The sequence below is a fragment of the Kitasatospora sp. NPDC056783 genome (assembly GCF_042789895.1).
Taxonomy (GTDB): domain Bacteria; phylum Actinomycetota; class Actinomycetes; order Streptomycetales; family Streptomycetaceae; genus Kitasatospora.
Genome location: NZ_JBHUAF010000245.1, coordinates 1 through 12,844, shown reverse-complemented (window position 1 = coordinate 12,844; position 12,844 = coordinate 1). Strand labels below are relative to the sequence as shown.

General features: G+C 74.9%; 10 protein-coding genes. 7 read left to right on the top strand and 3 right to left on the bottom strand.

What is annotated here, in order from left to right; genetic code table 11:
• Positions 1-242: 242 nt before the first annotated feature.
• The 7 genes from ACFRMQ_RS27875 (at position 243) to ACFRMQ_RS27845 (ending at position 9,946) form a co-directional block, all read left to right on the top strand.
• Entirely contained in the window at positions 243-1,478 is a 1,236-nt protein-coding gene (locus ACFRMQ_RS27875; protein ID WP_380733414.1) for a glycosyltransferase, read from the top strand.
• Positions 1,479-1,768: 290 nt separating this feature from the next.
• Positions 1,769-2,470, top strand: a complete 702-nt coding sequence (locus ACFRMQ_RS27870) for a DUF6461 domain-containing protein (protein ID WP_380733413.1) — start codon at positions 1,769-1,771, stop codon at positions 2,468-2,470.
• 658 nt (positions 2,471-3,128) lie between these two features.
• A complete protein-coding gene (locus ACFRMQ_RS27865) occupies positions 3,129-4,730 on the top strand; it encodes an alpha/beta fold hydrolase (RefSeq protein WP_380733412.1) in 1,602 nt (533 codons plus the stop codon).
• Between the two features lie 86 nt (positions 4,731-4,816).
• Positions 4,817-5,518 carry a disulfide bond formation protein DsbA gene (locus tag ACFRMQ_RS27860; RefSeq protein WP_380733411.1) on the top strand — a complete coding sequence of 234 codons (702 nt, stop codon included), beginning with the start codon at positions 4,817-4,819 and terminating at the stop codon, positions 5,516-5,518.
• 423 nt (positions 5,519-5,941) lie between these two features.
• On the top strand, positions 5,942-8,107 hold the full coding sequence (ftsH, locus tag ACFRMQ_RS27855) for an ATP-dependent zinc metalloprotease FtsH (protein ID WP_380733410.1): 2,166 nt from the start codon (positions 5,942-5,944) through the stop codon (positions 8,105-8,107).
• A 64-nt stretch (positions 8,108-8,171) separates the two neighbouring features.
• Entirely contained in the window at positions 8,172-9,011 is an 840-nt protein-coding gene (gene nadE, locus ACFRMQ_RS27850) for an ammonia-dependent NAD(+) synthetase (protein WP_380733408.1), read from the top strand.
• Entirely contained in the window at positions 9,008-9,946 is a 939-nt protein-coding gene (locus ACFRMQ_RS27845) for an ADP-ribosylglycohydrolase family protein (protein ID WP_380733407.1), read from the top strand. Before nadE ends, ACFRMQ_RS27845 begins: the two co-directional genes overlap by 4 nt.
• Positions 9,947-10,242: 296 nt before the next feature.
• Here ACFRMQ_RS27845 and ACFRMQ_RS27840 read toward each other — a convergent pair whose 3' ends face one another.
• The 3 genes from ACFRMQ_RS27840 to ACFRMQ_RS27830 all read right to left on the bottom strand — a co-directional run bounded on the left by ACFRMQ_RS27840 (position 10,243) and on the right by ACFRMQ_RS27830 (position 12,742).
• On the bottom strand, positions 10,243-10,593 hold the full coding sequence (locus ACFRMQ_RS27840) for a hypothetical protein (RefSeq protein WP_380733406.1): 351 nt from the start codon (positions 10,591-10,593) through the stop codon (positions 10,243-10,245).
• Between the two features lie 102 nt (positions 10,594-10,695).
• Entirely contained in the window at positions 10,696-10,848 is a 153-nt protein-coding gene (locus ACFRMQ_RS27835; protein WP_380733405.1) for a hypothetical protein, read from the bottom strand.
• A gap of 211 nt (positions 10,849-11,059) precedes the next feature.
• Positions 11,060-12,742, bottom strand: coding sequence for a DUF885 domain-containing protein (locus ACFRMQ_RS27830; RefSeq protein ID WP_380733404.1), 1,683 nt, complete (start codon positions 12,740-12,742; stop codon positions 11,060-11,062).
• Positions 12,743-12,844: the final 102 nt, after the last annotated feature.

Sequence of the window (12,844 nt, the reverse complement as noted above, 5' to 3'; positions counted from 1 at the left end):
GTCCGGCTCCCTCCCGCTCCTGCGCCCGGAGGCCCGGTGGCGCGCTCGTGCACGTCCGGCAGCGGCCGGGGCGGCCCGGTCGGGCGGGTGACCGGGCCGGGGCGGCCAAAGGAAGTGGCAAGGGGAGCGAATCCCCTTGCCACTTTCAAGATACAGCGCGCACCGGGGCTTGCGGCAAGGCCCCCGTTGTGCCGCAGAATCACGGCCGTAGAGCCATGACCTGCGGAAACGGGAGTCGCGACATGCGCGTGTTGATGACGACATGGGGATCGCGCGGGGACGTCGAGCCGCTGGCGGGGCTGGCGGTGGCACTGCGGGGGCTCGGTGCCGACGTACGGGTCTGCGCACCGCCGGACGAGGAGTTCGAGGCGCTGCTGGCGAGGGCCGGGGTGCCGCTGGTGCCGCTCGGACCGTCGGTGCGCTCCGTGGTCGCGGGGCCGAAGCCGCCGACGGCGGAGGACGCGTTCCGGCTCGCCCCGGAGCTGGTCGCCGCGCGGTTCGAGACGCTCACCGCGGCGGCCGACGGCTGTGACGTGCTGGTGGCGACCGGCCTGATGCCGGCCGGGGCGAGGGACGTCGCCGAGAAGCTCGGCCTCCACTACGTGCTGGCCTGTTTCCACATCCTCGGTCTGCCCTCGCGGCGGTTCCGCCCCGGGCACCGGCCGGGCACGCCGTCCCCGGAGGGCGAGACGGACCACCGGAAGCTGTGGGAACAGGACGCCCAGCGCGTGAACGCGCTGTACGGCGAGGCGCTCAACAGCCACCGGGCGGCGATCGGCCTGCCGCCGGTGGAGAACGTCCGCGACCACGTCCTCACGGACCGACCGTGGCTGGCGGCGGACCCGACACTGTGCCCGTCGGAGGGCATGACGGAACTCGACGTGGTGCCGACCGGGGCGTGGATCCTGCCCGACCGCCGTCCGCTCCCGGCCGATCTGGAGACGTTCCTGGACGCCGGCGAGCCGCCCGTGTACGTCGGCTTCGGCAGCATGGCCTCGTACGCCCCGGAGGGCATCGCCCGGGTGGCCGTCGAAGCGAGCCGCACCCACGGCCGCCGCGTCCTCCTCGCCCGTGGCTGGGCCGGGCTCGCCCCGGTCGACGACGGTGCGGACTGCCACGTCGTCGGCGAGGTGAACCAGCAGGCCCTGTTCCGCCGGGTGGCCGTTGTCGTCCACCACGGCGGCGCCGGCACCACCACGACCGCGGCCGTGGCGGGAGCGCCCCAGGTGGTCGTCCCCCGGATCGCGGACCAGCCGTACTGGGCCACCAGGGTGGCCGAGTTGGGCATCGGCGCGGCCCACCTGGACCGCACGCCGACCGTGGATTCGCTCTCCGCCGCGCTCGCCACCGCGCTGGCTCCCGAGATCCGGGTGAGGGCGGAGGCCGTGGCCGGCGGCATCCGCACCGACGGGGCGACGGTGGCCGCGAAGCTGCTGTTCGACCTGGTGGGCCGGGAGGCGCGGCCCGTCGCCGGGTGAGCCAGGCCGCGACGGTGGCCGGTGGACGGTGGACGGTGGCTGGTGGCTGGTGGCTGGTGGCCTGCGGTTGGCGGCTGGTGGGTCGGTGGCCGGTCGAACGGTGCGGGGGCGGGCTGGGTGAGTTCGTTTCCGGATTGTTCTCCTTCCGGTCGGTCGGCGATGGTTGTCAGCCCGCTCGGGGTCGGTTCCGGCACTGATCCGGCGACCGGCCTCCGGGTGTCCGCCGGGTCGGTTAGGGTGCCCAGCGACGCGCCCGGTCACCGTAAGCCCGGCCGCGAGGGGAGGGCGGCATGGTCGAGGGCACGTGCGAGGGAGTCGGGCGGGACGGTGACGGCATCCAGTGGCTCGCGGAGATCGGCGGGCAGGGCACCGGCCGGCCGTCAACCGGAGGTCCCGACGGGGAGGGTGAGGTCGGCGGCGTGATCTTCGCCCGGGGGATCACGCCCGAGGAGCTCGCCCGCAGGATGGGCGCCGACCCGGCCACCGCGACCGAGCCGATCAGCGACACCGAGATCCGGGACCTGGACATCGAGGTCTACCGCCCCAGCGACGACGGTGACGGCGTGATCCGGGTCGGCACGTGCGCCGGCTGGTCGTTCGCGATCGAGTACGGCGACTCCACCGGGGGCGAACTGCTCACCGAGATAGCGCGCGACGGCGTCGAAGTGGTCCATTTCCGCCCGATGCCGGAGCAGCGGCCCGCCCTGCTGGACTACGCCCGGGACGGGGCCGTGCTGTGCGGCTTCGGCCTCGGCGAGGAGCGCTGGCGCTGGGGCCAGGAGCCGGACCTGCTGGTGCCGGACCTCGTCGCCGCCAAGGTCCTGGAGGCCGACGGCGTGACCTCCTGCGGGCCCGGGCAGGAGGCCGCCGCCCGACGCACCCTCGGCGCCGTCGAACGGCGCTTCGGGCTGAGCCTGCCCCGGGCCGCACTCGGCGGGCTGCGGCTGCCGGCGTACGCGGTGCGGGGAACCCCGGGCATGGCCCTGCGCTGAGCGGAGCGCCCGGGGCAGTGAGCGCAGGGACCCCAGCCGGGCACCGAGTCGGGCACGGAGTCGGGCACGGAGTCGGGCACGGAGTCGGTCCCCGGGCTGGGCCCAGGGGCGGGCGCGGCCGACGGCGAGGGCGAACGACAGGAACCGGGCGGCGGTCATGGCGGGACCGCTCCTTCCCGGGCCCCACCCGCTGCGGGGCCCTCGATGCCGTCATCCTGTCCTGTCGTTCGCCCTCGCACCTGTGCCGATCGGGAGGTTCCCGGGCCGAATTCGCGGCGGTCACCCTACCGATCGGCAGGGTGACCGGGACCGGGGCACGAGGCGGCACGGAGAATCGAGGTGACAGGATCCCGGTCGGTCACCGCGGGGCCCCGCGACCGGTCCGGCCACCGGCCCCGCGACCGGTCCGGCCACCACTTGGCCACCGGTTCGGCGACCGGCCGAGGGGATCAGCCCGCACCCGTTCGGCCGATGGCAGAAGGCTCGGCGCACGCCCCCCGTCCGGAGGTCTCCTCAGGGCATCGGCGGGCCCCGGCCCCTAGGGTCTGTGGTGCGACGACGAACCGGGCGCCGGGCGCACGCCGCCCCGTCGGGTGTACGCCGTCCCCGCCGGACGCGAACCGCCCCACCCGGCCGACCCGAGAGGTGGACCCACCCGATGCACACCGTCGTCCGCGGCGCCGGAGCGTTCGGCCTGACCGTCCTCCTGCTCACCACCACGGCCGGCTGCCAGGGCGACGGCTCCTCCGCCGCCGAGCCCGCGCCGACGACCGCCCCGGCCGGCGGCCCCGACGCCGCCTCCGGCAGCGACCCGGCGGCCGCCACCGGCCTGGCCGCCCAGCAGCCGGACTGGCACGCCTGCCCCGCTCCCGCCCCCGCCCAGGGCACCGGCACCGCGCCCGCCGACGACTGGCAGTGCGCCACCCTCAAGGCCCCGCTGGACCACGGCAGACCGGACGGTCCGACCATCGACCTCGCACTGATCCGCAGCCCGGCCAAGGACGAACAACACCGGATCGGCTCGCTGCTGTTCAACTTCGGCGGCCCGGGCGCGTCCGGCGTGGCCACTCTGCCCGCCCTCGCCCCGGTCTACGCCAACCTCAACTCCCGCTACGACCTGGTGAGTTTCGATCCGCGCGGGGTCGGCGCCAGCGACGGGGTGAAGTGCCTGGACGACCAGGCGATGGACGCCGCCACCGCCGCCGACGGCACCCCCGACACCCCCGACGCGGTGAAGGCCCTGGACGACGGCAACTCCCGCTTCGTCACCGCCTGTGAGCACAACTCGGGCCCGGTGCTGCCCTACGTGGACACCGAGAGCGCCGCGCGGGACATGGACCTGATGCGGCAGGTGCTGGGCGACCGGAAACTCTCCTACTTCGGCATGAGCTACGGCACCCAGCTCGGCGGCGTCTACGCGCACCTGTTCCCGCAGCACGTCGGCCGGATGGTGCTGGACTCGGTGGTCGACCCCACCAAGGACCCGCAGCAGATCGCGCTCAGCCAGGCCCAGGGTTTCCAACTCGCCCTCGGCGACTTCATGAAGGCCTGCGCGGCCCAGGCCGGGACCGCCTGTCCGACGGGCGCGGGCGGTGACGAGGGCACCGCGAAGATCACCGCGCTGGTGCAGCAGCTGGCGAGGTCCCCGCTGCCCACCCGCCAGGGGCGTCAGCTCACCGAGAACCTGGCGGTCACCGGCATCGCGGGCGCGTTGTACAGCCAGGAGACCTGGCCCGCGCTGGCCGCCGCACTCACCGAGGCGATGGAGCAGGGGACCGGCGACACGCTGCTCGAACTCGCCGACGCGCTGAACGGGCGCGACGCCCAGGGGCACTACACCAACCTGAATGCCGCGAACCGGGCGGTCAACTGTGTGGACGCCCGGCAGCGCTACTCCGACCAGGACGTGGAACAGCAGCTGCCGCAGTTCCGCGCCGCCTCCCCGGTGTTCGGGGAGTACACCGCCTGGGGCCTGACCGGCTGCACCGGCTGGCCCGTCCCCGGCAAGAACGCCCACCCGGAGGTCGCCGCGCCGGGCGCCGCGCCGATCCTGGTGGTCGGCACCACCGGCGACCCGGCCACCCCGGTGGAGGGCGCCCACACGATGGCGCAGCAGCTCGGCGCGGGTGTCGGCGTCACGGTCATCCTGCAGGGCGAGGGGCACGGCGGCTACAACACCGGGAACCCCTGCCTGCGGCAGACCACGGACGCCTACTTGCTGGACGGCACGGTGCCGGCGGACGGGACGACCTGCGGCTGAGCCGCGAGAGGGCGGGAAGTGGCCCACCTGAGTAGCCACTGATTGGCTCTGGAAAGCGGTCCATTCCGGCCCGTAGCCTCTACAGCGTGACGAACGACATGACGAACCGCGCGAGTGACCACCGGAGCGAGAGGCACCAGACCGACAAGCACGGGACCGACGAGCACGGGACCGACGAGCACGACACCACGAAGGTCGACTTCTACTTCGACCCCATCTGCCCGTTCGCCTGGATCACCTCCCGCTGGATCATGGAGGTCGACCGGCAGCGCGACCTCGACCTCACCTTCCGGGTGATGAGCCTGTCCGTGCTCAACGAGGGCCGCACCGACCTGCCGGAGCGCTACCAGCGCCTGATGACCACCGGCTGGGGCCCCGTCCGGGTCTGCGTCGCCGCCGCCGAGAAGTACGGTCCGCAGGTGCTGCGCGACCTCTACACCGAGCTCGGCACCCGCCTGCACGACCAGGACCGGCCCGCCGACGAGGCCGTCATCCGGGAGGCGCTGGCGGCGGCCGGCCTGCCCGGGGAACTGGCCGGGGCGGCCGACGGCACCGAGTACGACGAGGCCTTGCGCAAGAGCCACCACGAGGGCATGGACCCGGTCGGCGAGGAGGTCGGAACGCCGACCATCCACGTGGACGGCGTCGCCTTCTTCGGGCCCGTGCTGACCGCGATCCCGCGCGGGGAGGACGCCGTGCGGGTCTTCGACGGCGTGCGGCTGCTGGCCGGGTACCCGAAGTTCTTCGAGCTGAAGCGGACCCGGACGGGCGACCTCGACTTCTCCTGATCCGGGCCGCGGGCGTCAGCCCCGGCGCCGCCGCTCGGTCCTGACCGGCCCCGACCGCGGGTGGCCGATCACGGTCACGGTCGGGGCGCCGGGCTCGGCCGGGCACGGCGGCCTTGTCGGCGATGTTCCCGGTGCCGGTTCTCGACGGGTCGACCCGGACGCCCCGGCCGCGCGGGACGACCAGCGGTTCCTCGCGCCCATGTGGCCACCCCGGGTCACCGGCCGCAACGGCCGGCAGCTTGATCACCGGCTCTCCCCGGCCCGGGGCCTCCCGGTGCGGTCCGGCGCCGCCACCTCGCTCGGAGCCCGCTCCCCTGTGCCCCGGTTGGCCGGAATCACCCCGCTCGGCCTCCCATCCGGGCGCGGAGCGTCCGACCATGGAGGAGCGGAGGCTGTCCGGCCCCCGAGAGGCGGTGAGCGTGGATGATCGTACGAATCCGGTTGCGCACTGCCCGTCACCCCTCGACGCCGTCGGGCCCCGGTTCCGGACCGGACGCGGGGCGCGGACAGGACCCGGGACGGAGCCAGGGCCAGGGACGGAGCCAGGGCCCGGGGCGGGGCCAGGGATCGGGCTGGGGCCAGGGACCGGATTCCGGCCCCGGACGGCCGCCCGGCGGCCGCCCGGGCCCCGGTGGCCCGGCCAAGCCCCCGCCGCCCTCCTGGCGCCGCTGGCTGCTGCCCCTCGCCGTGCTGGCCACCCTGCTCCTGCTACTGCTGTTCTCCAAGTCCGGCACCCCCGGCACCCGCTACGGCTACACCGACTTCCTGAACCGGGTCGACGCCGGCCAGGTGCAGACCGTCGACGTCAGCGACACCGGCGGGGTGAACGGCACGCTCAAGGACGGCACCCACTTCACCAGCCAGATCCCCACCGCCCTGGACACCTCCCCGCTCAGCACCGCGCTCTCCGGCCACCACGTGACCGTCACCGGCAGCCGGACCAGCGGCGGCGGCTCGATCTGGTCCACCCTGCTGGTGTTCCTGCCGCTGCTGATCTTCGGTGGGCTCTTCCTCTGGTCCGGCCGGATGGCGGCCCGCTCGCTGGGCGGCGGCCTGAGTGCCATCGGACGGTCCCGGGCGAAGATCATCGAGGCCGAGCGGCCGGCCACCGGGTTCGCCGACGTGGCCGGGTACGAGGGGGTGAAACAGGAGGTCAGCGAGGTGGTCGACTTCCTGCGCAGCCCCGAGCGGTACGCCGCCGCCGGGGCCAAGGGACCGCGCGGGGTGATCATGGTCGGGCCGCCCGGCACCGGCAAGACCCTGCTCGCCCGGGCGGTCGCCGGGGAGGCCTCGGTGCCCTTCCTCTCGGTGACCGGCTCCGGCTTCGTGGAGATGTTCGTCGGGGTCGGCGCCTCCCGGGTCCGCGACCTCTTCGAGGACGCCCGCAAACGCGCGCCGTCGATCATCTTCATCGACGAGATCGACGCCGTCGGCGGCCGCCGGGCGGGCGGCACCCGGCTCGGCGGCAACGACGAGCGCGAGCAGACCCTCAACCAGCTGCTCGCCGAGATGGACGGCTTCGACCAGAGCACCGGCATCGTCGTCATCGCCGCCACCAACCGGCCCGACGCCCTGGACCCTGCCCTGCTGCGCCCCGGCCGCTTCGACCGGCAGGTCACCGTCCCGCTGCCCAATCAGGCCGAGCGGGCCGCCATCCTCGCCGTCCACGCCCGGGGCAAGACCCTGGGCCCGGACGTCGACCTCGGGCGGCTCGCCCGCGGCACCCCCGGCTTCTCCGGCGCCGACCTCGCCAACCTGGTCAACGAGGCCGCCATCAACGCGGTCCGCGCCGATCGGGCCACCCTCACCGCCGACGACCTCGACGCCGCCCGTGACCGGGTGCTGCTCGGCCGCCGGGAGTCCTCCAACGCGCTGCTGCCCGAGGAGCGGCAGTCCGTCGCGGTGCACGAGTCCGGACACGCGCTGGTGGCCGCCCTGTGCGAGCACGCCGACCCGGTCGCCAAGGTGACCATCCTCCCGGCCGGCGTCGCCCTCGGCGTCACCGAGCAGCTGCCCGAGGCCGAGCGGCGCCTGTACAGCGAGGGCTACCTGACCGACCTGATCACCGTCCAGCTCGGCGGCCGGGCGGCGGAGCTGGTGGTCTTCGGCGAGGGCTCCACGGGCGCCGCCAACGACCTCGCCAACGCCACCTCGGTCGCCACCCGGATGGTCCGCGAGTTCGGCCTCTCCCCGGAACTCGGCCCGGTCGGCTACTCCAGCGGCACCCCGCACTACCTCGGCGAGAGCCCCGAGGACCTGCTGCGCCGCCCGTACTCCGAGCAGACCCAGCGGGCCGTGGACGAGGCGGTGGCCCGCCTGCTGCGCCGGGCCGAACGGCGGGCCCTCGACCTGTTGACCGAGCACCGGCACCACCTGGACGAGCTGGCGGCGCTGCTGGTAGCCCGGGAGACGGTGGACGGCGCCGTGGTGCTCGACATCCTGGCGCACCCTGCCCCGCGGCACCCGGGGCCACAGCACCCGGTCCTGCTGGACAAGCCCCGGCCGGTGCCGCCGGACGAGCCGCACGGAACGGAAGAGCCGGAGCGACCGGAGCGACCGGGAGAGCCGGGAGAGGACCACCGCCCCTGACGGTCCTCGCGGAGGGGGTCGTATCCTCGTGATCGTCGCGTACCCACCGTCCCGAGGAGTCGGAATGACCGAGCCCCTGCCTGCCGACGTCCAGCGGGAGATCGCCCGTGCCCTCGGAGTGGCGTCCGTCCCGGACCCCGCGCAGGAGGCCGAGCGCCGGGTGGAGTTCCTGGCCGACCAGGTGCGGGCCACCGGCGCGCGCAGCCTGGTGCTGGGCATCAGCGGTGGCGTCGACTCCACCACCGCCGGGCGGCTCTGCCAGCTCGCCGTGGAGCGGCTGCGGGCCGAGGGGCACCAGGTGACCTTCACCGCGATGCGGCTGCCGTACGGCGTCCAGGCCGACGAGGCGGACGCCCAGCGCGCGCTCGGCTTCATCCGCGCGGACGAGGTGCTGACCGTCGACATCAAGCCCGCCACCGACGGCGCGGTCGCCGCGCTGAAGGCCGCCGGGCTGACCTACCGCGACCAGGGCCAGGAGGACTTCGTCGGCGGCAACGTCAAGGCCCGCCAGCGGATGGTGGTCCAGTACGCGGCGGCGGGCGCCAAGGGCGGCCTGGTCGTCGGCACCGACCACGCGGCCGAGGCCGCCGTCGGCTTCTTCACCAAGTTCGGTGACGGCGCGGCCGACGTGATGCCGCTGTCCGGCCTCACCAAGCGCCAGGTGCGGGCGATAGCCGAGTCGCTCGGCGCGCCGGCCGAGCTGGTCAAGAAGATCCCGACCGCGGACCTGGAGGACCTCGCCCCCGGCCGTCCCGACGAGGACGCCCTCGGCGTCAGCTACGACGAGCTGGACGACTTCCTGGAGGGCCGTCCGGTCAGCGAGGACGTCTTCCGCACCGTCCTCGGCCACTACCGCCGCACCGAGCACAAGCGCAACCTGCCGGTCACCCCGCCCCAGGCATGACCGGCCAGGAGGAGCGCGCCGCCGGGGCCGTCCTCGGGGCGGCCGTGGGCGACGCCCTCGGCGCCCCCTACGAGTTCGGCCCGGCCGGCGCACTCTCCGCCCGCTTCCCGGACACCCCCGCCGAGCTGGTCGCGGGTGGTGGTTGGGGCCGTGGTGAGGCGACCGACGACACCCAGATGGCCGTCCTGGTCGCGGAGTCGCTGATCGAGCGCGGGGGCCTGGACCTCCCGGACCTCTTCGACCGGTTCCGCCGCTGGGCCGCCGCCGACCCCAAGGACATCGGCATCCAGACCGAAGCCGTCCTCACCAGTGGCCTGCCCTGGGACCTCGCCGCCGGCGTGCACTTCAACACCACGCTGCGCGCCGCCGGGAACGGTGCCCTGATGCGCGCCTCGACCTCCGCCGTCGCCTTCGCCCGCGCCGGGCGGCGGGCCACCATGGACGCCGCCCGGCGGATCGCGGCACTGACCCACGGCGACCGGGCCGCCTGGGAGGGTGCGGCGATCTTCCACGAACTCGTCCGGCTCGCGCTCGACGGTACCGACCCGCTGGCCGAACTCCCCGCCGTACTGGCCCACGTGGACGCGGGCCACCGCGAGCGGTACGCCGCCGTGCTCGCCCCCGACTGGCACCCGGAGCGCGCCACCGAGGCCAACGGCGCGGTCTGGCCCTGCCTGGGCTCGGCGGTCTGGGCGCTGCGCACCACCGACGGCTTCGAGCAGGCGCTGCGCGCCGCCGTCGACCTCGGCGGGGACACCGACACCGTGGCCGCAGTCACCGGCGGCCTGGCCGGAGCGCGGTACGGCTTGGCGGCCGTCCCGGAGCGCTGGACCGGGCCGCTGCATGTCGAGCTGCCCGGCTTCGGCGGGCGGGTGCTCCGCACGCCCGAACTGCTCGACCTGGCACGGCGGTTGACGGTCTGGGCGGGCAGGTAGGCCCGGTCCGGGAATGCCGCCGGCCCGGCCGGTCGGGAGCGGGACGAGCACCAGGAGCGGGAACGCCGCCGGCAGCGGATGGCCGAGGAGCGAGCCGAGCACCGCGCGGGCGCCGGCGGCGGTGCGGGGTCGGGCGGGAGCCCGCGACCGCCGCACCGATCAGGGCCGCGCCCCCGACGCCGGCGAGGAGGACCGGCTCCGCCATGGTGCCCGTTCCCCCCGATGCCGCTCTCTCCACCTGGCTGGACACCGTACCGGGAGACGGTTCGGAGGCGAAGGGGTGGGCGGTGGGCGGTCTACCACGGGATGGAGAAGTGCGGCGGGTTGAGGAGCAGGTAGACCATCAGGGCCGCCGGGACCAGCAGTTGGCAGAGCAGCGGACTGAACATCGCGTAGCGCCAACGGCGTTGCCGAGTGGACCGGGCGCCCGCGACGGCCACACCGAGCAGCATCGTGAACGCGAGGAAGCCGAGGAGCGACACCGTCTGCACCACCGCGGCGTGATGTTCCCCAGGGGTCTGCTCGCCGGCCCAGCGCCAGATCCGGGACAGCAGGTAGCCGTCGATCACCACCGTCAGCAGGGCGTACACCGCCCCGAGCCGCAGGTCGACGGTTTCTCTGCCCAGACCCTTGATGTCCGAATTCATCACTGTGTCCATCCCCCCGGCGCCTGTCGGATCAGGTGACTCGCCAGGGTACCGGGGAGACGGCTCGGGGGGGCGCTTGGGTGGGCGGTAGTTGACGGGCCGTCACTCACCGTCGGCGTCGCCCGCGGCGGCCGGGGCGGAGCTGTGCCCGGCCCCCTTGGCGGCGTGGCCGCCACCGGACGAGCAGCCTGCGGCTGCGGCGGCGAGCAGGACGGCCGCGGCTATGGCCAGGGCGCGGCGGGCGGGAGCCGGCACGGGTTCCTCCCTCGGGGTGTGCGTGAGCGGCGGACACCGGGCGTGCCGGGACCGCGCCGGCGGGCACTACCGTGTGGACAGGGCCGAAGGGGTGACGCCACGTCGCGGCGCGGGAAGCCTTGACCGGGCGTGCGGAACCGTTTCCGCGGCGGCGGCGGATCCGGGGGCCGGTGCCGGGGCCGGATCCGTTTCCCGGACCGTCCGCGGGGTCTCAGGCCCGGCGCTGCTCCGCGATCCAGTCCGTCACCAGGTCCTCCAGCACATCCAGCGGCAGGCTGCCGTGCCCGATCAGCTGGTGGTGGAACTCCCGGACGTCGAACCGGGTGCCGAGCGCCGCCCGGGCCCGCTCGCGGTGCCACGTGATCTCCCGACGGCCGATCAGGTACGCGGTGGCCTGGCCCGGCCAGGCGATGTAACGGTCGATCTCGTTGCGGACGTTGGCCTCGGTGGTGGCGGTGTTGGCCCGCATGAAGGCCATCGCCCGCTGCCGGGACCAGCCGTGGTGGTGCATCCCGGTGTCCACCACCAGCCGGACGGCCCGCATCGCGTCCAGCGAGAGCATGCCGAACCGGGACAGCTCGGAGCCGTACAGCCCCATCTCGTCCGCGAGCCGCTCGCTGTACAGGCCCCAGCCCTCGACGTGGGCGGTCAGCTGGCCGCTCGGGTTCCGCCGGAACCGGGGCAGGTGGTGCAGGGTCTGCGCGACGGCGATCTGGAGGTGGTGGCCGGGCACGCTCTCGTGGAAGGCGATCGCCTCGTACTCGTAGCCGAACCGGGTCTGCGGATTCAGCGTGTTGATCCAGTGGGTGCCCGGCAGTCCGCCCGGCCCCGGCGGCTGGTAGTAGGCCAGCGGCGCGTTCTCCGCCTCGATCGGGTCGATCTCCCTGGTCACGCAGTCGGTGATCGGGTACGGGCGGAACCAGTCCGGCGCGGCGCGGCGGGCCCGCTCCAGCGCGCCGTCCACCAGGGCGACGATCTCGGCCGCGCTGGTGAAGCGCAGCGCGGGGTCCTCGCGCAGCGCGGTCAGCACGGCCGCCGGGTCGGTGATGCCCAGCACCCTGCCGCCCAGCTCGGCGAACTCCTCGCGCAGCGCCGCGACGGCCTCCAGGCCGATCCGGTGCACCTCCTCGGGGGTCAGCCCGGGGCGGGTGAAGCGGGCGACCGCGTCCGCGTAGCCCTCGGCGCCGTTCGGCACGTGGCAGACCCCGGGCTTGTCGTCCGGGCGGGCGTCCGCCGCCGGCCGCCGGCCCAGTCCGGTCCGGAAGCGGGCCACCGCCGGGCGGACGGCGTCGCGCACGACCGTCAGGGCGCGCTCGTGCTCGGGGCGCCCGGCCAGCGGCCGCAGCAGCTTGTCCTCGGCGAGGGCGGTGGCCAGGTGGGCGTCCAGCTGGGCGACGGCGGCGTCGACCCCGCTGCGCAGCGGACGGCGGCCCTCGGCGGCCGCGTCCAGGACGCGGCGCAGGGCGGCGTCGAAGTAGCCGGGCAGGGCGGCCAGTCGCTCCAGGTAGGCGTCGGGGCCCTCCTGGTCGACCGAGGTCATCGCGAGTGCGGTGAAGGCCGCGTTCTGCGGGGAGACGATGGTCGCCGAGACGCTGAAGTCGTCCAGCCCGTGGGTGATCCGGCCGATGCCGTTGTCGATCAGCCGGGCGAGCACCCGGTGGGTGATCCGGTCCTCGCCGGCCAGTGCGTCCACCGGGATCGTGGCCAGCCGGGCGGCGAAGCCCCGCAGCGCCTCGCGGTGGCGGTCGGCGGCCGCGCGGGACGGGTCGGGCACCAGGTGGGCGTAGCCCTCGACGCCGCTGAGGGTCGCGTCGAACGGATCGTGGGCGTTCTCGGCGGCGAAGAACTCGTCGGCGAGGACGGCGAGTTCGACGTGCTGCGGCTGCTCGGTCACTGGGCGCTCCCCCGATGCGGTGTCCTGCGGTGTGGCACGGCCACGACGGTACCCGCCCGGGGGCGCCCCGATCCCGCCGATTATTCGGAGTGGCCGGCGACC

What these genes read in the sequence shown, in the direction of transcription:
- ACFRMQ_RS27875 (WP_380733414.1), top strand. Translation starts at nt 243, where the DNA reads ATGCGCGTGTTGATGACGACATGGGGATCGCGCGGGGACGTCGAGCCG.
- ACFRMQ_RS27870 (WP_380733413.1), top strand. Translation starts at nt 1,769, where the DNA reads ATGGTCGAGGGCACGTGCGAGGGAGTCGGGCGGGACGGTGACGGCATC.
- ACFRMQ_RS27865 (WP_380733412.1), top strand. Translation starts at nt 3,129, where the DNA reads ATGCACACCGTCGTCCGCGGCGCCGGAGCGTTCGGCCTGACCGTCCTC.
- ftsH (WP_380733410.1), top strand. Translation starts at nt 5,942, where the DNA reads ATGATCGTACGAATCCGGTTGCGCACTGCCCGTCACCCCTCGACGCCG.
- nadE (WP_380733408.1), top strand. Translation starts at nt 8,172, where the DNA reads ATGACCGAGCCCCTGCCTGCCGACGTCCAGCGGGAGATCGCCCGTGCC.
- ACFRMQ_RS27845 (WP_380733407.1), top strand. Translation starts at nt 9,008, where the DNA reads ATGACCGGCCAGGAGGAGCGCGCCGCCGGGGCCGTCCTCGGGGCGGCC.
- ACFRMQ_RS27840 (WP_380733406.1), bottom strand. Translation starts at nt 10,593, where the DNA reads ATGAATTCGGACATCAAGGGTCTGGGCAGAGAAACCGTCGACCTGCGG.